Source organism: Streptomyces sp. LS-MS-L19 (genome assembly GCF_058382285.1).
The window spans coordinates 1,665,376-1,687,969 of record NZ_JBYCLL010000001.1 but is presented as its reverse complement, the minus strand read 5'-3'; the positions used below and the strand labels follow the sequence as shown (position 1 = coordinate 1,687,969).

Below are 22,594 nucleotides of genomic sequence, written 5' to 3'. Positions count from 1 at the left end.
CTGCCCCAAGCCCGCTTCAAGGAGTTCGCACCCCATGACGTCCACCGTGCCCAACGCCGTCGAGCACGCAGACGAGCAGCAGCCGCCGATCACCATGTTCGGGCCGGACTTCCCGTACGCCTACGACGACTTCCTCGCCCACCCGGCGGGCCTCGGGCAGATCCCGGCCACCGAGCACGGCACCGAGGTCGCGGTGATCGGCGGCGGTCTCTCCGGCATCGTGGCCGCGTACGAGCTGATGAAGATGGGCCTCAAGCCGGTCGTGTACGAGGCCGACCGGATCGGCGGCCGACTGCGGACCGTGGGCTTCGAGGGCCAGGGCACGGAGGGCCTCACCGCGGAGATGGGCGCGATGCGCTTCCCGCCCTCCTCGACGGCCCTCCAGCACTACATCGACCTCGTCGGTCTCGAGACCCGCCCGTTCCCCAACCCCCTCGCGGAGGCCACCCCTTCGACGGTCGTCGACCTCAAGGGCGAGTCCCACTACGCCGAGACGATCGACGACCTCCCGCAGGTCTACCGCGATGTCGCCGCGGCCTGGAACAAGTGCCTCGAAGAAGGCGCCGACTTCACCGACATGAACCGCGCCCTGCGCGAGCGGGACGTGCCGCGCATCCGCGAGATCTGGTCCCGGCTCGTGGAGAAGCTCGACAACCAGACCTTCTACGGCTTCCTCTGCGACTCCGAGGCGTTCAAGTCCTTCCGGCACCGCGAGATCTTCGGCCAGGTCGGCTTCGGCACCGGCGGCTGGGACACCGACTTCCCCAACTCCATCCTGGAGATCCTGCGGGTCGTCTACACCGAGGCCGACGACCACCACCGCGGGATCGTGGGCGGCTCGCAGCAGCTGCCGCTCCGGCTGTGGGAGCGCGCGCCGGAGAAGATCGTGCACTGGCCGTACGGCACCTCGCCGGCGAGCCTGCACCCGAACGGCGAGCCCCGGCCCGCCGTCACCCGGCTGCACCGCACCGCCGGCAACCGGATCACCGTGACGGACGCGGACGGTGACATCCGCACCTACCGGGCGGCGATCTTCACCGCGCAGTCCTGGATGCTGCTGTCCAAGATCGCCTGCGACGACTCGCTCTTCCCGATCGACCACTGGACGGCGATCGAGCGCACGCACTACATGGAGAGCTCCAAGCTGTTCGTGCCCGTCGACCGGCCGTTCTGGCTGGACAAGGACGAGGAGACGGGCCGTGACGTCATGTCGATGACGCTCACCGACCGTATGACGCGCGGGACTTACCTCCTCGACGACGGGCCCGGCAAGCCGGCCGTCATCTGCCTCTCCTACACCTGGTGCGACGACAGCCTGAAGTGGCTGCCGCTGTCCGCGAACGAGCGGATGGAGGTCATGCTGAAGTCCCTCGGCGAGATCTACCCGAAGGTCGACATCCGCAGCCACGTCATCGGCAACCCGGTCACCGTCTCCTGGGAGAACGAGCCCTACTTCATGGGCGCGTTCAAGGCCAACCTGCCCGGCCACTACCGCTACCAGCGGCGCCTGTTCACCCACTTCATGCAGGACCGGCTGCCCGAGGACAAGCGGGGCATCTTCCTCGCCGGCGACGACATCTCCTGGACGGCGGGCTGGGCCGAGGGCGCGATCCAGACCGCCCTGAACGCGGTCTGGGGCGTCATGCACCACTTCGGCGGCGAGACCGACGCGACCAACCCCGGCCCGGGCGACCTGTACGACGAGATCGCGCCGGTGGAGCTGCCGGAGGACTAGGCCCCGGAGAGGAACCCGGACGGTTGACTCTCGGGCCACCCGAGACTCGCAGAATGGTCCCGTGCTGAGCATCGGGAGCTTCTCACTGGTCACCGGTCTGTCGATCACCGCGTTGCGGCATTACGACGAGGTCGGGCTGCTCAAGCCCGCCTACGTCGACCCCGACACCGGATACCGACGGTACCGGCCCGACCAGGTCGACGAGGCGCGTCTGTACGCGACGCTGCGCCGTCTCCAGGTGCCGGTCGATGCGATGCGCGCGGTGGGCGAACTCGGCGTCGGCGCTGTGCTTGCCGAGCACCGTGAGCGCCTGCGGTCCAGAGCCGACTCGCTGACGAACCTCATCGAGATCGTCGATCGCTACATGGAGAAGGGGCTGCCCGTGAAGACCCGTCGTATCAGCCAGGTCACGATCGTGGCCGACGACCTGACCGCGTCGGTCGCGTTCTACCGCGACGCCTTCGACGCCGCCTTCCACGAGGAGATCAGCTCGTTCCAGTTCGGCACGTACCCGGACGACGACTTCTTCCTCCTGACGGTGGCCAACCCCGACTCGCACCCGTGGCCCGGCGGCCCGGCCAAATTCGGCCTGGGCGTGGAGGACGTCGACGCCGCGCACGAGCGGGCGCTCGCCGCCGGCGCGGTGGAGATCCAACCACCGGTCGACAGGCCGTGGAAGCCACGGTCCTCGACGGTGCAGGACCCCGGCGGCAACCACATCGACCTGTACCAGGGGTAAAGCCGCCTTCCGCCTCGCCCACCGGCGCCGTGTCCGGTCAGGGTCCGGTCGAGCCCGGGGTTCAGTCCGGGAGCGGGGTCAGGAGCATGCGGCCTGCGAATCCCACCGCCGTGTCCAGGCGTTCGGTGAACTCGCCGGCCACGTCGGGCAGTCCGCGCAGCGCCCACAGGGCACGGGCCGCGGTCCAGGTGGCGTCGCGGGCGCGGTCCAGGCTCCAGGAGCCGAGGAGATGGGTGAGCGGGTCGGCGACCTGGAGGACGTCGGGGCCCGGCATCAGCTCCTCGCGGATGCGCTCCTCCAGCGAGACGAGGAGGTCGCCCACGCGGTCGAACTCGTCCTCCACGTCGGCGGGTTCGCAGCCGAGGCTACGACACGTGTCCACCACGGCCAGCGCGAGGTCGTGCCCGATGTGCGCGTTGATGCCCGCCAACGCGAACTGCAGGGGTCGTACACCGGGATGACGGCGGAACTGGAACAGCGGCCGCCAGCAGGCCGGCGGACGGTGTTCGCGGGCGGCCGCGTCCACCGCCGCCAGATAGCGCTCGGCGAACCGCACGTCCAGCGTGATCGCGGCCCGCGCGTCCGTGAACCCGCCCGCGTCGACGCAGCGGTCGACGGCCTCGGTGACGGCGAGGTAGACGCGGTTGAAGACCGCTACGCCGTCCCGTTCCGGAAGGGCCTCGTCCAGGGCGCGCATACGGGAGACGACCGCGTCGACGGGAGTGGTGAACTGTTCCAATTGCGCCATAACGGCAGGGTCCCAGTCCTAGGCTGGCCGGCGTACCGGCGGGCCCGACGCTTCCCCAGAACGGGGGACGCCGCCCGCCGCGCGAGGGGGGAGCGACAGGGTGTCAGGCTTACGTGCCCAGCGACTGGCCGCGCGCCGCGCCGCCCGCAGACGTGCCGTGGGCCGTGGCGCCATGGTCGCGCTGGCCTGTGCGGTCGTCGCCGTCGGCACCGCGACCGGGACGCTCGCCGCGCTCGACGACCGTGCCGCCTCGGATGCGGCGCGACCGGCGCTGACCGACGGCTCGCCGAGCCCGGACCGGGTGCGGGTCCCGCCGTCGGCCCCGGGTTCGCCTTCCGTCGCCCCCACCGCCTCCGCGTCCGTCTCCACCAAGGCGAGCGCCTCCCCGTCGTCCCCGAGCAAGAAGGCGAGCCCCACCCAGCCCCGGGCCACCGCCGCGCACCGCCTCTACCGCCACCCCGCCTCCCAGGTGCTCGACTGGGTGCAGGAGAACCCGGGCGACTGGCGTGCCGACGTCATCCGGTCCCGTATCGCCGACCGGCCGGCCGCGGTCTGGTTCGCCGACTACGCCCCGGCGACCATCACCTCCAGGGTCCGCGCGGTCACCTCCGGCGGCGCCGCGCAGGGCCGGGTCCCGGTGCTCGTGGCGTACGCGGTCCCCGACCGTGACTGCGGCGGCGCGTCCCAGGGCGGGGCGCCGGATCTCGGCGCGTACGACGCCTGGATCGACCGGTTCGCCGCGGGGCTCGGCTCCCGCGAGGTGGTCGTCGTCCTGGAACCCGACTCGATCGCCCAGTCGGACTGCCTCTCGGACGCCGCGCGGGCCGGCCGCTTCGCCTCACTGGCCCGCGCGGGCCGGGTCCTGAAGGCCGCGAACCCGAACGCCCGCGTCTACTACGACGCCGGTCACTCCGGCTGGAACCCGGCCGGGCAACAGGCGTCCCTGCTCAGGCAGGCGGGCGCCGCCTCGGCCGCCTCCTCCGACGGGATCTTCAGCAACGTCTCCAACTTCCACACCACGTCCGCCGAGATCGCCTACGACCGCCGGGTCCTCGCCGCCCTGGGCGGACCGCCGGGCCTCGGCGCCGTCATCGACACCAGCCGCAACGGCAACGGCGCCCCGCCGGAGGGCGAGTGGTGCGACCCGGCCGGCCGGAAGATCGGGCAGGCCCCGACCCTGAACACCGGCGAACCCGGGATCGACGCCTACCTGTGGGTGAAACTCCCGGGGGAGTCGGACGGCTGCAAGGGCACACCGGGCACGTTCAGCGCGTCGTACGCCTATGACCTGGCCTCGTCCTGAGGCCGAGCGGTCTCAGTGCCGCGGGTCGGGAACCGTCGCCGCCGGGGCGCCTACCTTCGGCCGGTCCCGGTCGCCGGCCCGCAGGACCCCCGCGAAGGCCACGAGTCCGCAGGCCAGGACCGTCACCAGGACGAACGACACCATCAGGCTGGTCGCCTGGGCCAGCGTGCCGATCGCGCTCGGGGCGATCAGCCCCGAGGTGTAGGTGATCGTCGCGACACCGGCGATCGCCAGACTGGGGTTGGACCCGCTGCGGCCCGCGGCGGCGAAGCACAGCGGCACGACCACCGCGATGCCGAGCCCCATCAGCGCGAACCCGCCCATCGCCACGGCCGGCTGCTCCGCGACGACGATGAGCAGCCCGCCGAGCACCGCGAGGACACCGCTCGCCCGGACCGTGCGCACCGATCCGAACCGGTCCACGAGCCGGTCCCCGGCGATCCGCGCCAGGGCCATCGTGAGCGTGAAACCGGTCGTACAGGCGGCGGCGAGCCCCGCCGAGGTCTTCAACTGGTCGCGCAGGTACACCGCCGACCAGTCCAGGCTCGCGCCCTCCGCGAACACGGCGCAGAAACCGACCGCGCCGATGAGCAGCGCCGACTTCGGCGGCAGCGCGAACCGGGGCGGCGGCTCCTCGTCCTCGGTGGGCTGGAGGTCCAGGACCCAGCGGCAGGCGAGCAGACCGAGCAGGGTGAGGGCCGCCGACGCGAGCGCGTGGTGCAGCCGGGCGTCCGAGCCCAGGTGTGCGGCGAGGGTGCCGGCCGCCGACCCGATCAGGGCGCCCGCGCTCCACATGCCGTGCAGCCCGGACATGATCGAGCGGCCGAGGCGGTTCTCGACCTCCACGCCGAGCGCGTTCATCGCCACGTCCGCCATGCCGGCCGTGGCGCCGTAGACGAACAGGGCCACGCAGAGCGTCAGGAGGTTCGGGGCGAGCGAGGGCAGGACCAGGGCCAGCGTCCACAGCGAGATCAGGCCGCGCAGGGCGTTCCGGGCCCCGAAGCGGTGACTGACCCGGCCGGCCAGCGGCATCGCCACGGAGGCGCCGAGCGCCGGGAAGGCGAGCGCCAGGCCCAGCTGACCGGCGCTCACCGAGGAGTGCTCCTGGATCCACGGCACCCGCGTCGCGAACGAGCCGGTCACGGCCCCGTGCACGGCGAACACGGCGGCCACCGCGTACCGGGCCCGCCGTACCTCTGCTGATGTGTGGACCACATCGCTCATTGTCGGGCCCCTCCCCGGAACCTTGTCTTTCCCCTGCTTGCCGCTTCCGGCCGCCGTAAACTATCAGGAAGCCTGCCTGATAGATAGCGCATATCCGGCTCTGTGGATCTGAGAGGATTCCCGGCATGCCCGCATCCCCGAGCACCGCCCGGGCCATCAACGACCGGCTCGCCCTGCGGCTGCTCCAGCAGGAAGGTCCGCTGACGGCAGGCCAGTTGAAGCAGCTCACCGGACTGTCCCGGCCGACCGTCGCCGACCTCGTCGAGCGCCTGGCCGCCGCCGGACTGATCGACGTGGTGGGGGAGTCGGGGGAGCAGCGCCGCGGCCCCAACGCCAGGCTGTACGGCATCGTCGCCGACCAGGCCCATCTGGCGGCCCTCGACGTCCGCACCGAGGGCGTCTCCGTCGTCGTCTCCGACCTGCTGGGCCGGGTGCTGGCCGAGGCGTCGGTGCCGATCGGCGGGGACACGGGGACGGGCCCCGCGGTCGAGCAGGCCGTCGCACTCGTCGAGCGGGCGGCGAAGGAGGCGGGGGTGGCCGAACTCCACACCGTCGGCATCGGCGCCCCCGGTCTCATCGACCCGGCCAGCGGCGAACTCCGTGATACCACCGGCCTGCCCGAATGGCACCGCCGACTGGTTCTGGCGCTGCACGAACGGCTGCCCGGCACCCGCATCCACGTGGAGAACGAGACCAACCTCGCGGCGCTGGCGGAACAGCGCGACGGGATCGCCCGGGACCGGGACACCTTCGTGCTGCTCTGGCTGGGCCACGGTACCGGCGCGGCGGTGGTCCTGGACGGCACCCTGCGGCGGGGCGCCTCGGGCGGCACGGGCGAGATCGGGTTCCTGCCGGTGCCGGGGACGGCGGGACTGCCGTCGGCGGTGGACTGCGAGGGGGGCTTCCATTCGCTGGCGGGGTCGGCGGGGGTCGTGCGGCTGGCGGGGGAGTACGGTCTCGCGGTGCCGGGGGAGGGGGCCGCGGGGGTCGTGCCGGGGGACCGTGCCGTGACTGTGGTGCGGGGGGACGGTGCCGCGGGTGTGGTGCGGGGGGAAGGCGCCGCGGGTGTGGTGCGGGAGGCGGTGGCGCATGGTGAGTCCCGCTTCCTGGACGCGCTCGCCGACCGCGTCGCCGTGGGCGTCGCGTCGGTCGTCGCCGTCCTGGACCCGGGGTGCGTGGTGCTGGCCGGCGAGGTGGGCCAGGCGGGCGGGGCGGACCTCGCCGCGCGAGTGGAGCGACGGGTCCGCCGTATGTCACCGCTGCCCACGGAGGTGCGGGCGAGCGCGCTGGGCGGCGAGGCGGTGCTGAGGGGCGCGCTGCTCACGGCGAGGGACAGGGCGCAGGACGAACTGTTCGCGCCGCGCTAGCGCGGGCTGGGTCCACCGGGGGTGGCCGCGCAAGTCGGGGCCCGAGTACACGGCGTACACCGTGTCCGCGATGGTCGCGCGGGTCGCCTTCCTTCGTGGCTGGCCCGTCGGGTGCGGTCGGGTCCATCGAGGTGCCCGCTTGCGCGACCGGCCTTACTGGGTGTGGCCGCACTCGTCCCTCCCGCCGTGTCGATGGCGATGCTGGTGCTCCTGGAGGCAGTGGGGGAGGGCGGTTCGCGGCGGCGCCCGAGCGGCAGGAGGGGCTGGTGGCGACCTTCGTCACCGCGGCCCGCGAAGGCTGCCTCGCCGGACTGGAGAAGCTGCCGGCGGCGGACGCGACCTGGCGTCCCGCTGCTCCGCGGACACGGCGATCGCTGTCGTCATCCCGATCACCCTGCCAGAGGCCGTACATACCGGCGAAGGAGACCCGGCGGCGGGCAAGGGCCGTCGTCACCGCCGCCGGGCCCGTCTCTACGGGTGTCCAGCCACGGCGACCCTAAAAAGGACTAGACCATTAGGTCAAGAGGTTTCCGGCCACGGGTTGTGAGCCACTGCACACGCATCGCCCGTATGGACGCCGATCAGGCGTGGCAGACTGGTTGCGTACCAGAAGCAGCGCACTCCGGGGTCGGTGAAAGTCCGAACCGGCGGTTACAGTCCGCGACCCGACCGCTTCCAGCGGCCGGTTGACCAGGTGAAATTCCTGGACCGACGGTTAAAGTCCGGATGGGAGGCAGTGCGCGGCGGGCGGGCATACCTGTATGCGCGCCGCCGTATCAGGGTTCACCCTCGCGGGTGAGGCCCCGTCCGGCGTCGCCCCCGGTGTCCCTGCTCGTTCATTCTGTCGTCATCGACAGCCCCGGAGTCCGTGCCCGAATGAGGCAGGGAGGACCCGGGAAGTGTTCACCGGAATCGTCGAAGAGCTGGGCGAGATCACCGCCGTCGAGAACCTCGGCGATGCGTGTCGCTTCCGACTGCGCGGCCCCGTCGTGACCGAGGGCGCGAAACACGGGGACTCCATCGCCGTCAACGGCGTCTGCCTCACCGTCGTCGACCACGAGGGCGACGAGTTCACCGCCGACGTCATGGCCGAGACCCTCGACCGCTCCAGCCTCGGCGCCCTGGGCGTCGGCTCCCGCGTCAACCTGGAGCGCCCCACCGCCGTAGGCGCGCGCCTCGGCGGGCACATCGTGCAGGGTCACGTGGACGGCACCGGCGAGGTCCTGGAGCGCAAGCCCTCCGAGAACTGGGAGATCATCAAGATCTCGCTGCCCGCGGACCTCTCCCGCTACGTCGTGGAGAAGGGCTCCATCACGGTCGACGGCATCAGCCTCACCGTCGTGGAGGCCGGCCCCGACTACTTCACCGTCAGCCTCATCCCCACCACGCTCGCGCTGACCACGCTCGGCCTCAAGCAGCCCGGCGCCCCGGTCAACCTCGAGGTCGACGTCGTCGCCAAGTACGTCGAGCGCCTGCTCGCGAGCAGTCAGGGGGCCGGGAAGTGAACTCCCTCAACACCGAGGCCTTCACCCTGTTCGGCCAGCACATCCTCTGGTCGGACATGATCGGCAACATCCTCGGCCTCATCGCCCTCGCCCTCGGCTGGCGGCGCAACCTGTGGAGCTGGCCGGTGCAGTTCGCCTCCGGCCTCATCCTCTTCGGCGCCTTCTACGGGCACCTCACCGGCAGCGCCGGCAAGCAGGCCGTCGTCATGCTCGTCGCCCTGTACGGCTGGTGGCAGTGGAACCGCAACAAGGGGCAGTCCGGCGACGGACACATCGCGCCGCGGTTCGCCACCTGGGCCGAGCGCGCTTCGATGATCGGCGCCGCCGCCGTCGGCACCGTCGCCGTCGCCCTGCTCTTCAAGGCCTACCCGAGCCTGTCCTGGGACCCCTGGCCGGACGCCTACATCTTCGTCGGCACCGTCGTCGCCATGTACGCCCAGGCGCGCGGCATGGTCGAGTTCTGGTTCGCCTGGCTCCTGGTCGACCTGGTAGGCGTCCCCCTGAACTTCGCCAACGGCTACGCCTTCTCAGGCTTCGTCTACGTCATCTACGGCGCGCTCGTCCTGTGGGGCATGCGCGACTGGTGGCTGCGCTCGCGTCAGTCCGCGCGGCCCGTCATGGAAGGAGCGCCGGCATGACCGCCGCACCGATTCTCTACAGCACCGACGGGTTCGAGGACTTCGCGCTGGACCCCGTCGAGCAGGCCATCGCCGACATCGCGGCCGGCCGCCCGATCGTGGTCGTCGACGACGAGGACCGCGAGAACGAGGGCGACCTCGTCGTCGCCGCCGAGAAGATCACCCCCGAGATCGTCGCCTTCATGATGAGCGAGTGCCGCGGCCTGATCTGCGCCCCCATGGAGGGCGACGAACTGGACCGGCTGAAGCTGCCTCAGATGGTCGACGACAACACCGAGTCGATGAAGACCGCCTTCACCGTCTCCGTGGACGCCTCCGGCGCGCACGGCGTGACCACCGGCATCTCGGCCGCCGACCGCGCGACCACGCTCCGGCTCCTCGCGAGCGGCGACGCCGACCACACCGACTTCGTCCGCCCCGGCCACATCTTCCCGCTGCGCGCCAAGGACGGCGGCGTCCTCACCCGCAACGGCCACACCGAGGCCGCCGTCGACCTCGCCCGGCTCGCGGGACTGCGCCCGGCCGGCGCCATCGTCGAGATCGCGGGCGAGGACGGCCGGATGCTCCGCCTCCCCGAGCTGATCCCCTTCGCCCGCAAGCACGGCCTGACGATCATCTCCATCGAGGACCTGATCGCCTACCGCCGCACCAGCGAGCCCACCGTCCGCCGCGAGACCGAGACCCGGCTGCCCACCGCCCACGGCACCTTCACGGCGTACGGCTACCGCTCCACCGTCGACGGCGTCGAGCATGTCGCCCTCGTCCACGGCGAGATCGGCGACGGCGAGGACGTCCTGGTCCGCGTCCACTCCGAGTGCCTCACCGGCGACATCTTCGGCTCCCTGCGCTGCGACTGCGGCCCCCAGCTCGACGCCTCCCTGGAGCGCATCCAGGAAGAGGGCAGGGGAGTGGTGGTCTACCTGCGCGGCCACGAGGGGCGCGGCATCGGCCTGCTGTCCAAGCTGCGGGCGTACGAACTCCAGGAGCAGGGCCACGACACCCTCGACGCCAACCTGGAGCTCGGCCTGCCCGCCGACGCCCGGGACTACGGCGCCGGTGCGCAGATCCTGGAGGACCTCGGGGTGCGCAGCCTGCGCCTGATGACCAACAACCCCGACAAGTCCGACGCCCTCCTGCGCCACGGCCTCAAGGTCACCGGCCGGGAGCCGATGCCCGTACAGGCGGGCGAGCACAACCTCCGCTACCTGCGCACCAAGCGGGACCGGATGGGCCACGACCTGCCCTGGCTGGACACCACCCCCGTGTCCACCTGCAGCAACCAGTAGCACAAGCACTTCGAGGAGAGTCTGAGAACGTGAGCGGCAAGGGTGCACCGGAGCTGTCCGTACGCAACGTGGGCGACCTCAGGGTCGCCGTCATCGCGGCGCAGTGGCACGAGAAGGTGATGGACGGACTGGTCGACGGCGCCCTGCGGGCCCTGCACGACCTGGGCATCGACGAGCCCACCCTGCTCCGGGTCCCCGGCAGCTGGGAACTCCCGGTCGTCGCCAAGGTCCTCGCGGGCCGCGGCTACGACGCGATCGTCGCCCTCGGTGTCGTCATCCGCGGCGGCACCCCGCACTTCGAGTACGTGTGCCAGGGCGTCACCCAGGGCCTGACCCAGGTCTCGGTGGAGACCGGGGTCCCCGTCGGCATGGGCGTGCTGACCTGCGACACCGAGGAACAGGCCCTGGACCGGGCCGGTATCGAGGGCTCCAACGAGGACAAGGGGCACGAGGCGGTGACCGCCGCGGTGGCCACGGCGGCCACCCTCCGCTCAGTATCTGAACCGTGGCACTAGGTGGTGCGGGCTTACGCGTAAAGTGGGCGCCACCATGTCCAACAAGACGTTCGAGGAGCTCTTCACCGAGCTCCAGCAGAAGGCCGCCACCGGCGACCCCGCCACTTCCCGCACCGCAGAACTGGTCGGCAAGGGCGTCCATGCGATCGGCAAGAAAGTCGTCGAAGAGGCCGCCGAGGTCTGGATGGCCGCCGAGTACGAGGGCAAGGAGGCGGCCGCGGAGGAGATCTCGCAGCTGCTCTACCACGTCCAGGTGATGATGGTCGCGCGCGGGATCTCCCTCGACGACGTCTACGCCCACCTGTAAGCCAGTCGCCGAAACCACCCCTGAGAGCAAAGGAAGCCGACCTCATGCTGCGCATCGCCGTCCCCAACAAGGGTTCCCTGTCAGGACCTGCGGCGGACATGCTGCATGAGGCCGGCTACCAGCAGCGCCGCGAGTCCAAGGAACTGCGGATCGTCGACCCGGTCAACGACGTGGAGTTCTTCTACCTCCGCCCCCGGGACATCGCGATCTACGTCTCCTCCGGCCGGCTCGACATCGGCATCACCGGCCGTGACCTGCTGATCGACTCCGGCGCCGACGCCGAGGAGATCCTCCCGCTCGGCTTCGCCCGCTCCACCTTCCGCTTCGCCTCCAAGCCCGGCACCGCGAACGGCGTCGAGGACCTCAAGGGCAAGACGGTCGCCACCTCCTACGAGGGGATCGTCGCCGGGCACCTCGCCGACAACGGCGTCGACGCGGCCGTCGTCCACCTCGACGGCGCCGTCGAGACCGCCATCGAGCTCGGCGTCGCCGAGGTCATCGCGGACGTCGTCGAGACCGGCACCAGCCTGCGCAACGCGGGCCTGGAGGTCTTCGGCGAGCCCATCATGAAGTCCGAGGCGATCGTCATCCGCCGTACCGGTGCCGATGGTGAGGAACCCAAGGTCCAGCAGTTCCTGCGCCGCCTCCAGGGCGTCCTGGTGGCGCGGACCTACGTGATGATGGACTACGACTGCCGCGTCGAGCAGCTCGAGAAGGCCGTCGCGCTCACCCCGGGCCTCGAGTCCCCGACCGTCTCCCCGCTGCACAACGAGGGCTGGGTCGCCGTCCGCGCGATGGTCCCGGCCAAGGAGGCGCAGCGGATCATGGACGACCTGTACGACATCGGCGCGCGGGCCATCCTGACGACGGCCATCCACGCCTGCCGTCTCTGAGGGGCCGTACCGCCATGTCCTCCGCACCGCCCGCCCTCCCCGTCACGTTCCGGCCGGGCCGCACCCGTGTGGTCCTGCTCACCGCCGGAGTCGCGATCTTCGTGGTGATCACGGTGATCGCGCTGCTCCTGGAGCAGCTCGGGCCCGGCGAGCGCCTGAGCTTCATCGTCACCGCGGCCCTGCTCGCCGGAGTGCTGTTCCTGCTGGCCAGGGTGAAGGTCGTCGCCGACGAGTCCGGCGTCACCGTCCAGAACATCGCCAGCAGGCGGCGTCTGGAGTGGGCCGAGATCATCCAGGTGAACCTCCGCCCGGGCGACCCGTGGGTGTTCCTCAACCTCAGCGACGGCACCAGCCTGCCGGCGCTCGGCATCCAGCCGGGCATCGCGAAAGAGCAGGCCATCGCCGACGCGAAGGCCCTCAGGGCACTCGCCGAGGCCCGTTCCACAGCCCGTTCCGACGAAGATCAGGGCTGACTCAGGGGCTTCCACCCTGCCGCAGTCGGCCCTGTCTTGATTAATCTGTTGGCGGAGGCGTTCTCATCGCGCCTCCGCCTCTCGTTGTTCCTGCTACCCGAGGAGTGACTCCCTCCAGCGATGGACGGATCGTCCTGTAGTACCTGCGCCGCCCCCTCCCGGCATACCGAGGCGGCGGCATGACCATCCCCCTGCTGCTCCTCGGAGCGGCGTTCCTGCTGATTCTCGCCAACGGCTTCTTCGTGGCGGCCGAGTTCGGCCTCGTCACCGTGGAGGCCACCGACGCCGAGAAGGCCGCCGCGGAAGGCGACCGGCGGGCCCGCCGGGTCGCCGAGTCGCTCAAGGAGCTGTCCTTCCAGCTCTCCGGCACCCAGCTCGGCATCACCATCACCTCCCTGGTCGTCGGCATGCTCGCCGAACCGGCCCTCGCGGAACTGCTGCACGGCCCGTTCACGGCCGTCGGCATCCCCGAGGGAGCGGTCTCCGGCGTGGCCGTCGTCGTCGGCATGCTGCTGGCCTCGGCCGTGCAGATGGTGATCGGCGAGCTCGTGCCCAAGAACTGGGCGGTGTCCAAGCCGATGCAGGTCGCCCGCTTCGTCGCGGGACCCCAGCACGCCTTCGCCCGCCTCTTCCGGCCGGTGATCGCCGCCCTGAACGCGGTCGCCAACCGCCTCGTCCGCGCGCTCGGAATCGAGCCCGCCGACGAACTGGCCTCCGCTCGCACCCCCGGCGAACTGGTCTCCCTGGCCCGCCACTCCGCGCAGGCCGGCACCCTGGAACAGGACACCGCGGACCTCTTCGTGCGCACCCTGTCCCTCGGCGAGCTCACCGCGCAGCACGTCATGACCCCGCGGGTGAAGGTCAGCTCGCTCCAGGCCTCCGCGACCGCCGAGGACGTCGTCAACCTCACCCGCGCCACCGGGCTGTCCCGCTTCCCGGTCTACCGCGAGAAGATCGACGAGATCGTCGGCATGGCCCACCTCAAGGACGCCCTCGCGGTTCCCGCGCAGGACCGGCTGCGCACCCCCGTGGGCCGGATCGCCCGCCCGGCGCTGCTGGTCCCGGAGACCCTCCCGGTCCAGCCCCTGCTGGCCCAGCTGCGCAGCGAGCAGCCCATCGCCGTCGTCGTCGACGAGTACGGCGGCACCGCCGGCGTGGTCACCCTGGAGGACATCGTCGAGGAGATCGTCGGCGAGGTCCGCGACGAGCACGACGGCCAGGACGTCCCCGAACTCGCCGCCGCCCCGCCGGAGGACGGCCGCCTCGCCTGGGACGCCGACGGCAGCTGCCGGGTCGACATCCTCCAGCGCATAGGCCTCGACGTGCCCGAGGGGCCGTACGAGACCGTCGCCGGGCTGGTCGCCGACCTGCTCGGCCGTATCCCCGCCGTCGGAGACCGGGCCGAGCTGCCCGGCTGGCGGCTCACCGTGCGCCAGGTCGGGCACTACCGCGCCGAGCGGGTCCGCCTGGTCCGCACGGTCCCCGCGGTCAACGTCATGGAGGCCGCCCGATGAGCGTGCTCCAACTCCTCTTCGCCGCCCTGCTCGTGCTCGCCAACGGCTTCTTCGTCGGCGCCGAGTTCGCGCTCGTCTCCGTGCGCCGCAGCCAGATCGAACCGCTCGGCACCGCACGGGCCCGCCAGGTGCTGTACGGCCTCGAGCGGCTCCCGCAGATGATGGCGGCGGCCCAGTTCGGCATCACGGTGTGCTCGCTGACGCTCGGCGCGGTCGCCGAACCGACGGTCGCGCACCTGCTGGAGCCGGTGTTCGAGTGGATCCACCTGCCGCACGGCATGATCCACCCGCTCGGCTACGTCATCGCCCTGGCCGCGGTCGTCTTCTTCCACCTCGTCATCGGTGAGATGGTCCCGAAGAACCTCGCGATGGCGGCCCCGGAGAAGGTCGCGCTGTGGCTCAGCCCGGGCCTGGTGGCCTTCGCGCGACTGTGCCGGCCCATCACCATCGCCCTCGGCGCCTGCGCCGCCGCCATCCTGCGGCTCTTCCGTGTCGAGCCGAAGGACGAGGTCGAGGCGGTCTTCACCAGCGAACAGCTCAACCGACTGGTGGAGGACTCCGGCCAGGCGGGCCTGCTGGACCCGGAGGAACAGGAGCGCCTGGAGGACGCGCTGGAACTGGGCTCCCGCCCGGTCACCGACGTCCTCCTCAAGCGCGAGTCCCTGGTGACCGTCCGCCCCTCGGTGACCCCGGGCCAGATCATCGAGCTCACCGGCCGCACCGGGTACTCCCGCTTCCCGATCGCGGCGGAGAACGGCGCGTTCATGGGCTACCTGCACGTGAAGGACGTACTCGATCTGGAGGAGTCCCAGCGGGCGGTACCCCAGCAGATCTGGCGCCCGATGACGAAACTCCGCTCCGACCTGCCGCTGGACGACGCGCTCACGGTGATGCGGCGAGCGGCGACACACCTGGCGCAGGTGGCGGACGGGTCCGGGAAGGTGCTGGGCCTGGTGGCACTGGAGGACGTGCTGGAGCTGCTGGTCGGCGAGGTACGGGATCCCGCGCACCGGGAGCTGCCGGAGGTCCGGGTCACGGAGCCTCGGAGCAGTGAGGAAGCGCTGGCGTCGTAGGGGTCGTCGTACGGCTGCGGGCCGGTGGGGGCTTCTTGCGCCGTTCCCCGCGCCCCTTAAAAGCAGTGGGTGCTGCTGGGCAGACATTGCCTGCACCCACTCAGGGGCGCGGGGAACTGCGCGACCAGCCCCCACCGGCCCGCAGCCGACGAACTGCCGACGAACTACGTCGCCGACGGATCCTGCGGCCCCCGCCCCGACAGGACCTCCCCGTACGCCTGCATCAGATCCGCCAGCCGAAGTGTCGACAAGTCGTCCCGGCTCAACACCCCCGGATACGTCGACAACCGAAGATCCCGGTACGCACAGCTCTTCTCGTACAGCGTCCGCAGGAACCGCCCGTTGCCCAGTTCGTCGATCCACCCCTGGTCCACCACGTGCCCGGCGATGGAGCGCAGCTCGTCCAGTGCCTCCTCGTCCCAGACGTCGCCGTTCTCGGCGGCCAGCACCTCGCCGATGGAGGTGAGTTCGAGGGGGCGGTAGGAGGGGAAGTCGACCCGGGTCGTGAAGCGCGAGGACAGGCCGGGGTTCGCGGCCAGCAGGCGGTCCATGCCCTCCGGGTAACCCGCCAGGATCACGACCAGGTGATCCCGGTTGTCCTCGGCCCGCTTCAGCAGCACCTGGAGCGCCTCGTCGCCGTACGCGTCGCCCTTCCCGTAACCGGAGTTGGAGAGCGAGTAGGCCTCGTCCACGAACAGGACCCCGCCCAGCGCCGAGTCGATCAGTTCGTTCGCCTTGACCGCCGTCTGGCCGAGGTACTCCCCGACCAGGTCCGCCCGCTGCGCCTCCACGAGGTGGTCGCCGCCGAGCAGCCCGAGGGCGTAGAACACCCGGCCGAGGATGCGGGCCACGGTGGTCTTGCCGGTGCCGGAGGGGCCGGAGAAGACGAAGTGACGTTTGGGCGGCTGGACCGGCAGGCCCTGACCGGCCCGCAGACGGGCCATGTTCAACTGGGCCGACAGCGCCTTGACTTGGCGCTTCACCGGCTCGAGACCCACCATGCGCTCGAGTTCGGCGAGCGCCTCCTCCAGTAAGACGGGGTCGGTGGGGCCTGCGGGCAGCGCCCCCGTCGGGCTGCCGGACCGTTCCCGTCCGGCCGGGTCCGTCATGGACGGCAGCGACCCGGTCGGCGGCGGCTCCGGCTCGGAGAGCTTCAACTCCCGTCCCTCGACGCCGAACAGCGGGTCGACCCCGTCGGGGCCCTCCAGCACGTCCTGCCCGAACCCGGTGAGCGTGATCGCCGCGAGGTCGGCCGGGTCGTCGTAGCCGTCGCCCTCGGCGATCGCGGCGAGCCGGGCCGAGGTGTCCATGAAGGCGGGGTCGACGCGGTGCACCGCCCGGTACAGGGGGAGCGCGGCGGCGGAACGGCCCGTGCCCTCGTGGGCCCGGGCCAGCCAGTACCGCAGTTCCTTGCGCTGCGGCTGCTCGCTGCGACAGCGCATCAGGGCCGCCGAGAGCAGCGGTTCGGCCTGGCCGAACATCTCCAGGCGGACCCGGGCCATGCCCCCGAACAGACCTGCCTCGATGCCGAGCATGGCGTCGTCGATCAGCGGGTCGGTGTGCCGGACCAGCTGTTCCCAGTCCTTGACGAGATAGGCGCGGCAGGCGTGCAGGAAGCGGACCTGGTGGTCGGTGTCCACCGGGGGCAGGCCCGCGAGGGCCCGGTCCAGCTCCGGGACGTGCCGGCCGTCCAGCCAGTGCGAGGCGTGCGCGAGCAGCAGGTCACGCGGGCTCTCCAGGACCGGCTGCACCCACCAGCCCAGCCAGTACCAGGAGTTGAGGGTACGGCGATGGCGGGCGCGTTGCTCGCCGAAGCGCTCGCGGTGCCGGAACATCCGGAGCAGCGCGGTCGTCGTGTCGACGCGCAGCGCGTGCAGTCCGAGCCAGCCGTCGGCCATCCCGGGATCGATCCGCACCGCGGCCCGGAACTCCTCCTCCGCCTGGGGGTAGGCGCCCATCGTGTAGGCGTCCACACCTCGCAGCCAGGCGAGGTCGGCCGGGGCCTCGGGGCCCTGCGTGCCGAAATCCATCACGTCCCCCACAAACCGTGCCCCCGTGGTTTCACCACCGGGCCGACGCCCGGTGGCCGCCTTCGTCCAACCGCTGTGCCGCGGACCGGAGTTGCAACGGTGCGCAGAGCGGTTGTCCGTAGGTCGCACCGAGGGCATCGTACCTGCGGTGGTGTTGCCCGCCGTAGGGTGCCGCACAGGCCGTTTGGCGAGGTGGGAGCAGATGGGGCGCACCGCGGACGGTGACCGAGGGTGAGCGAATCGCGCCTCACCGCGTGGATATTTCTGTGTGAGGGCAGAACGAAGCCCCCGATCACGGGGGAACAACCGGGGGCTTCGCGACTGCGGGCGACCTCCAACGGCCGCACATTGAGAACGTAAGACCTGTACGACCCCTCGGTCAAGCGGAGTTGGGCGACTGAGGCAAGTTCTTACCGGGGGGTCTTCACAGGTTCAACACATCGACGTCGGACCGTCACCGTGCGTGATGACATGGTCCGGTCCAGCAGTCACCGCAGGCCCATCGAGCGTCTCGTAGCGCTCCCGACACTGTCGTACCAGCAGATCGGCGAAGGGCCGCGAGGGGTCTTCGGCGAAATGCCGTTGTTCCGCCACGACCCATCCCTCCCAGAACTCCCGCTGCTCCACCCCGTCCCGGGACCGCCCGCGTGCCCAGGACTCCTCGCGGGGCAGGTCCATCCACAGCAGGAGCGCGAGGTGCGGCCGCAGCGCGCGCCGGCCCGCGCCCACCCCCTCCAGCAGGATCACGGGCGCCGGCGGCAGGGCACGGGTCGCTCCGAAGCGCCGGGTGTGCCAGTCGTAGGGGGCGTAGTGGGCGGTCTCGCCGCGCCCGAGCGGGTCGATCACCTCGCGCAGCAGCCGTCCGGTCCACTCGAACAGTTCCTCGTGGCTGGCGATGTCGTCGAGGTGCAGCACCGGAGCGCCGCCGAGGGCGTCCGCCAACTGCCCGGCGAAGGTGGACTTTCCGGAGCCGGCGTGGCCGTCGACGCCGATCAGCCGGACCAGGCCGCAGGACGGGGGCAGTCGGCGGAGCCGGGAGGCGAGGAGGTGGATGACAATTCCTGGAGGTGCTCATACGGACGGACGGTCGGGCCCGTCCAGTCTAGTGAGGGGCCTGTGATCGCCGCCGGAACGGCAGCTTCCCAGGTCATGCCAGTGGACGAGACCAATATTCGTAGGCGTGGCATGGCCCGAAGTGCTGGCAGGAGCATGCCGCCTCATCCATAGTTGGCGCACAACCGTGCATTGGACCCGCCCGACTCGGACACCTGGGGGATCTCCCACCCATGAGCAGAGCCGAACAGCCGTCCCGCAGAACCGTTCTCGCCGTCGCGGTCGCCGCCGCGGTGGCCGGCACCGCGGGCCCCGCGGCCGCCGTCGGCACCACGGCCGACGCGGACCCCGACGAGGCCGCCCGCCTGGTCGACAACCACGCCTGGACCATGTACGGCGACTGGCGCGCCGGCACCGCGCAGGGCACCCGAGCCGTCGCCGGCAGCCGCCCCGGCCTCGTGATCGGCGCGCCCGTCGGCACCACCGACTACACCGACCCGCACACCGGCACCACCGCCACCTGGGAGTACGCGACCTGGACCTCCCCGGTCCACACGCTCGCCGTGCCCTCGACCGAGGTGATCGCCTCCTGGAACGCCCACACCCCGGCCGGCACCTGGATCCAGATCGAGCTCCAGGGGACGTACTCCGACGGCACGGCCACCCCCTGGTACGTGATGGGCCGCTGGGCCGCCGGGGACGGGGACATCAGGCGGACCTCGGTCGACGACCAGACCGACGGCAAGAGCACCATCTGGACGGACACCTTCGCGATCGACGACCCGGCGACCGGGCTGCGCCTGGCGTCGTACCGGCTGCGGCTGACCCTGTACCGCAGGCCGGGCGCGAAGTACACGCCGACCGTGTGGCGGCTGGGCGCGATGGGCTCGGACGTCCCCGACCGCTTCACCGTCCCGGCCTCCACGCCCGGCCTCGCCCGTGAGCTGATCGTCCCGCGCTACTCGCAGGAGATCCACGTGGGCCAGTACCCGGAGTACGACAACGGCGGCGAGGCCTGGTGCAGTCCCACCAGCTCGCAGATGATCATCGAGTACTGGGGCGGCCGGCTCACCAAGGAGCAACTGGCCTGGGTCGACCCGTCGTACGCCGACCCGCAGGTCTGCCACGCGGCCCGCTACACCTACGACTACCAGTACGCGGGCTGCGGCAACTGGCCGTTCAACGCGGCCTACGCGGCCACCTTCAAGGACCTCCAGGGCGTGGTCACCCGGCTCGGCTCGCTCACCGACCTGGAGACCCTGATCGCGGCCGGCATCCCGGCCATAACGTCCCAGTCGTTCCTCAAGGAGGAGCTCACCGGGGCCGGTTACGGCACCTCGGGCCACCTCATGACGGTGATCGGCTTCACCGCCGAGGGCGATGTGATCGCCAACGACCCGGCCTCGCCCAGCGACGCGGCGGTGCGGCGCGTCTACAAGCGGCGCGAGTGGGAGAACATCTGGCTGCGCACCAAGCGGTACAACGCCAGCGGCAAGGTCGTCTCCGGCACCGGAGGCGTCTGCTACCTGTACTTCCCCGCCTGCCCGACCCCGCGCCAGCGCAAGGCGCTCGAAGTGGTGGGCGTGCGCTGAGGTCCTCCGGGGCCCCGGGCGACCGGGGCCCTGTGACCAAGGTCTCTGCCGCAAAAGCCCCTTTCGGTGGCAAGGTGGACGGATCGGTGGGGGGAGTCCACCCAGTCGTCCGAGAGCAGCGAGACATCATGACCGCACAGTCAGCCACCGCCGCCCGCACCCGCACCGGCGGCCCCCGGGACGACGGCCCGAGCGTCGTCGAACACCTCGCGGGCTGGGTCCTCGTCGCGGTGATCGCCATGCTCGTCACGCAACTCGGTCTGCTGTGATCCGGCTCATCCGTCTGCTGTGACCTGACTCAAAGGTGACCTGACATACTGCGCTTGTCCCGCCGCCAGCCCGAGATCAGGGTCGCAATGTGAATATCAGTGATCAGCGTGAAGCCGCCCGGCCGCGGGCCCGCGGCACCGAGCGCTCGGTTGCGCGCCGCGCCGAACTCATCGCCATCGGGCGGAAGTTGTTCGCGGACACCTCCTACGACGCGCTCTCCATGGACGACATCGCCAAGCAGGCGCATGTCGCCAAGGGGCTGATCTACTACTACTTCCAGTCCAAGCGGGGCTACTACCTGGCGATCATCCAGGACTCCGTCGCCGACCTGGTCACCTACGCGGCGAGCGGTCTCGAGATGGAACAGGTGGACCGCGTCCACCGCACCCTGGACAGCTACCTGCGCTACGCCGAACACAACCAGGCCGCCTACCGTACGGTCGTCAGCGGCGGCGTCGGTTTCGACGCCGAGGTGCACGCCATCCGGGACGGGGTGCGCGAGGCGATCGTCGCGACCATCGCCGAGGGCGCGTACGGCCGTACCGACATCGCCCCGCTGGCCCGCATGGGACTGCTCGCCTGGGTGTGCAGCGTCGAGGGCGCCACCCTGGACTGGATCGACGGCCCGTCGCAGCTCTCCCGCGACACCATGCGCGAGCTGCTGGTGAAGGCGCTCGGTGGCTCGATGCGGGCGATCGAGGAGATGGACCCGAACTACCCCGCTCCCCGGCCCGCCCGCCGGGACGGCTGACGGCAAGGGGCGGAGGCTCGTGGTCCCCCGCCCCAAGTCCCTGACCGGGCCCGGCTAGTTGATCGCCTTGATCAGCTCACCGCCCGAGGTGTCCCCGCTCAGCTCCCAGAAGAAGGTGCCGCCGAGGCCCTGCTGGTTCTTGTACGTCATCTTCGTCGCGATGGTCGCGGGAGTGTCGTAACTCCACCAGTTGTTGCCGCACTTGGCGTACGCCGTGCCGCCGACCGTCCCCGTCGCCGGGCACTTGGTCTTGAGCACCTTGTAGTCGTCGATGCCCTGCTCGTACGTGCCCGCCGCCGGGCCCGTCGCGGTGCCGCCCGGCGCCGACTGGGTCACGCCGGTCCAGCCGCGGCCGTAGAAGCCGATGCCGAGCAGCAGTTTCGAGGCCGGGATGCCGAGGCCCTTGAGCTTGGCGATCGTCGCCGAGGTGTGGAAGTCGGCCTTCGGGATGCCCGAGTAGCTGTTCAGCGCCGAGTGCGGGGCCGTCGGTCCCGCCGCGTCCCAGGCGCCGAAGTAGTCGTACGTCATGGGGTTGTACCAGTCGACGTACTGGGCCGCGCCCGCGTAGTTCGCCGCGTCGATCTTGCCGCCCGCCGTGGCGTCGGCGGTGATCGCTGCGGTGACCAGCGAGCCGCTCCCGAACTTGGCGCGCAGCGCCGCCATCACGTTCTTGAACGCCTCCCGGCCGCTGGTGTCACAGGTGTTGCCGCACGCGTTCGGGTACTCCCAGTCGATGTCGATGCCGTCGAAGACACCCGCCCACTTGGAGTTCTTCACCAGGTCGTAGCAGGACTGGGCGAACGCGGCCGGGTTCCTCGACGCCTCGCCGAACCCGCTCGACCAGGTCCAACCGCCGAAGGACCAGATGACCTTGAGGCCGGGGTGCTTCTTCTTCAGCTTCAGCAGCTGGTTGAAGTTGCCCCGCAGCGGCTGGTCCCAGGTGTCGGCGACACCGTCCACCGACTCGGCCGCGGTGTACGCCTTGTCGGTGGCGGGGTAGGCGTCGCCCATCGCGCACTTGCCGCCGGTGACGTTGCCGAAGGCGTAGTTGATGTGGGTCAGCTTCGCCGCCGAGCCGGAGGTCTCGATGTTCTTGACGTAGTACTTGCGGTCGTAGGTGCCCCATTCGGTGAAGTAGCCGACGACCTTGGAGCCGGCCGCCTTCGCGACGGGAGCCTCGGGAGTGGTCGCGGTCGCGCTGGTCGCGCCGGCCAGCAGGCCCGCGCCGAGGACCGCGCAACACGCGGCGGAGATCAGCGCCCGGAAGCGGGCGCGCTGGGGAAAGTGCATCGGTGTCTCCTCGTGGGGGAGAGGGGAACGCCAGCTGTTTGGCATGAACGCGGTAATGCGTTGCCGGAACAGTAGGAGGACTAGACCACCACGTCAATGGTTCGGACCAATTCCGGTCCGCTTCTCGGGCCGGTTGTCGGCGCTCTGGGCTATCTTGAAGTAAGCGGTCGTTAACCAGTGACCAGGGGTCCCCGATCGGGCATACTCACAGGGCGCAGCCGCTGGTCAGCAGCTTCCGTGACCCGGGAGACGCGAGCAGCGAGCGGCGCCCAGTGAGACCGGCGGAGC

The 22,594-nt window shown here is 71.0% G+C and carries 21 protein-coding genes and 1 riboswitch; of the genes, 16 read left to right on the top strand and 5 right to left on the bottom strand.

What is annotated here, in order from left to right; all coding sequences use genetic code 11:
• Positions 1-34: 34 nt before the first annotated feature.
• On the top strand, positions 35-1,735 hold the full coding sequence (locus tag AC2XR2_RS07330; RefSeq protein ID WP_491514616.1) for a flavin monoamine oxidase family protein: 1,701 nt from the start codon (positions 35-37) through the stop codon (positions 1,733-1,735).
• Between the two features lie 61 nt (positions 1,736-1,796).
• Positions 1,797-2,474, top strand: a complete 678-nt coding sequence (locus AC2XR2_RS07325) for a VOC family protein (protein ID WP_381305543.1) — start codon at positions 1,797-1,799, stop codon at positions 2,472-2,474.
• Positions 2,475-2,535: 61 nt separating this feature from the next.
• On the opposite strand, the gene AC2XR2_RS07320 is transcribed toward AC2XR2_RS07325, so the two are convergent.
• Complete coding sequence (locus tag AC2XR2_RS07320) at positions 2,536-3,222, bottom strand: DUF5995 family protein (protein WP_491514615.1); 687 nt, start codon at positions 3,220-3,222, stop codon at positions 2,536-2,538.
• Positions 3,223-3,394: 172 nt separating this feature from the next.
• Between AC2XR2_RS07320 and AC2XR2_RS07315 the strand changes: the two genes are divergently transcribed.
• A complete protein-coding gene (locus AC2XR2_RS07315) occupies positions 3,395-4,525 on the top strand; it encodes a glycoside hydrolase family 6 protein (protein WP_491518419.1) in 1,131 nt (376 codons plus the stop codon).
• A gap of 12 nt (positions 4,526-4,537) precedes the next feature.
• On the opposite strand, the gene AC2XR2_RS07310 is transcribed toward AC2XR2_RS07315, so the two are convergent.
• A complete protein-coding gene (locus AC2XR2_RS07310) occupies positions 4,538-5,749 on the bottom strand; it encodes an MFS transporter (protein ID WP_491514614.1) in 1,212 nt (403 codons plus the stop codon).
• Positions 5,750-5,874: 125 nt separating this feature from the next.
• Here AC2XR2_RS07310 and AC2XR2_RS07305 point away from each other — a divergent pair, with 125 nt between their 5' ends.
• The 10 genes from AC2XR2_RS07305 (at position 5,875) to AC2XR2_RS07260 (ending at position 15,320) form a co-directional block, all read left to right on the top strand.
• Complete coding sequence (locus AC2XR2_RS07305; RefSeq protein ID WP_491514613.1) at positions 5,875-7,116, top strand: ROK family transcriptional regulator; 1,242 nt, start codon at positions 5,875-5,877, stop codon at positions 7,114-7,116.
• 613 nt (positions 7,117-7,729) lie between these two features.
• A riboswitch (FMN riboswitch) is annotated at positions 7,730-7,860 on the top strand.
• A gap of 155 nt (positions 7,861-8,015) precedes the next feature.
• On the top strand, positions 8,016-8,621 hold the full coding sequence (locus tag AC2XR2_RS07300) for a riboflavin synthase (RefSeq protein WP_330268226.1): 606 nt from the start codon (positions 8,016-8,018) through the stop codon (positions 8,619-8,621).
• On the top strand, positions 8,618-9,259 hold the full coding sequence (locus AC2XR2_RS07295; protein WP_381305532.1) for a nicotinamide mononucleotide transporter family protein: 642 nt from the start codon (positions 8,618-8,620) through the stop codon (positions 9,257-9,259). Before AC2XR2_RS07300 ends, AC2XR2_RS07295 begins: the two co-directional genes overlap by 4 nt.
• Entirely contained in the window at positions 9,256-10,545 is a 1,290-nt protein-coding gene (locus AC2XR2_RS07290; protein WP_491514612.1) for a bifunctional 3,4-dihydroxy-2-butanone-4-phosphate synthase/GTP cyclohydrolase II, read from the top strand. Before AC2XR2_RS07295 ends, AC2XR2_RS07290 begins: the two co-directional genes overlap by 4 nt.
• Before the next feature lie 29 nt (positions 10,546-10,574).
• Entirely contained in the window at positions 10,575-11,060 is a 486-nt protein-coding gene (ribH, locus tag AC2XR2_RS07285; protein ID WP_020117407.1) for a 6,7-dimethyl-8-ribityllumazine synthase, read from the top strand.
• A 34-nt stretch (positions 11,061-11,094) separates the two neighbouring features.
• Entirely contained in the window at positions 11,095-11,367 is a 273-nt protein-coding gene (locus tag AC2XR2_RS07280) for a phosphoribosyl-ATP diphosphatase (RefSeq protein ID WP_018534786.1), read from the top strand.
• Between the two features lie 44 nt (positions 11,368-11,411).
• Positions 11,412-12,260 carry an ATP phosphoribosyltransferase gene (gene hisG, locus AC2XR2_RS07275; protein ID WP_381305524.1) on the top strand — a complete coding sequence of 283 codons (849 nt, stop codon included), beginning with the start codon at positions 11,412-11,414 and terminating at the stop codon, positions 12,258-12,260.
• 14 nt (positions 12,261-12,274) lie between these two features.
• Entirely contained in the window at positions 12,275-12,733 is a 459-nt protein-coding gene (locus AC2XR2_RS07270; RefSeq protein ID WP_381305521.1) for a PH domain-containing protein, read from the top strand.
• A gap of 179 nt (positions 12,734-12,912) precedes the next feature.
• Positions 12,913-14,247 carry a hemolysin family protein gene (locus AC2XR2_RS07265; RefSeq protein WP_330268231.1) on the top strand — a complete coding sequence of 445 codons (1,335 nt, stop codon included), beginning with the start codon at positions 12,913-12,915 and terminating at the stop codon, positions 14,245-14,247.
• The gene (locus AC2XR2_RS07260) at positions 14,244-15,320 is read left to right on the top strand and encodes a hemolysin family protein (RefSeq protein ID WP_123759464.1); all 1,077 of its coding nucleotides are present in this window, start codon (positions 14,244-14,246) and stop codon (positions 15,318-15,320) included. Before AC2XR2_RS07265 ends, AC2XR2_RS07260 begins: the two co-directional genes overlap by 4 nt.
• A gap of 164 nt (positions 15,321-15,484) precedes the next feature.
• Here AC2XR2_RS07260 and AC2XR2_RS07255 read toward each other — a convergent pair whose 3' ends face one another.
• Together AC2XR2_RS07255 and AC2XR2_RS07250 are read right to left on the bottom strand one after the other, a co-directional pair.
• Entirely contained in the window at positions 15,485-17,350 is a 1,866-nt protein-coding gene (locus AC2XR2_RS07255; RefSeq protein WP_381305517.1) for an AAA family ATPase, read from the bottom strand.
• A gap of 432 nt (positions 17,351-17,782) precedes the next feature.
• Positions 17,783-18,403 carry a uridine kinase family protein gene (locus AC2XR2_RS07250; protein ID WP_491518418.1) on the bottom strand — a complete coding sequence of 207 codons (621 nt, stop codon included), beginning with the start codon at positions 18,401-18,403 and terminating at the stop codon, positions 17,783-17,785.
• A 233-nt stretch (positions 18,404-18,636) separates the two neighbouring features.
• On the opposite strand from AC2XR2_RS07250, the gene AC2XR2_RS07245 reads away from it, so the two are divergent.
• The 3 genes from AC2XR2_RS07245 to AC2XR2_RS07235 all read left to right on the top strand — a co-directional run bounded on the left by AC2XR2_RS07245 (position 18,637) and on the right by AC2XR2_RS07235 (position 21,016).
• The gene (locus tag AC2XR2_RS07245; RefSeq protein ID WP_491514611.1) at positions 18,637-19,995 is read left to right on the top strand and encodes a C39 family peptidase; all 1,359 of its coding nucleotides are present in this window, start codon (positions 18,637-18,639) and stop codon (positions 19,993-19,995) included.
• A gap of 128 nt (positions 19,996-20,123) precedes the next feature.
• Complete coding sequence (locus AC2XR2_RS07240) at positions 20,124-20,264, top strand: SCO1431 family membrane protein (RefSeq protein WP_107047873.1); 141 nt, start codon at positions 20,124-20,126, stop codon at positions 20,262-20,264.
• 89 nt (positions 20,265-20,353) lie between these two features.
• On the top strand, positions 20,354-21,016 hold the full coding sequence (locus AC2XR2_RS07235; protein WP_449350202.1) for a TetR/AcrR family transcriptional regulator: 663 nt from the start codon (positions 20,354-20,356) through the stop codon (positions 21,014-21,016).
• A gap of 54 nt (positions 21,017-21,070) precedes the next feature.
• Here AC2XR2_RS07235 and AC2XR2_RS07230 read toward each other — a convergent pair whose 3' ends face one another.
• Complete coding sequence (locus AC2XR2_RS07230) at positions 21,071-22,306, bottom strand: glycoside hydrolase family 18 protein (protein WP_491514610.1); 1,236 nt, start codon at positions 22,304-22,306, stop codon at positions 21,071-21,073.
• Between the last annotated feature and the right edge of the window lie 288 nt (positions 22,307-22,594).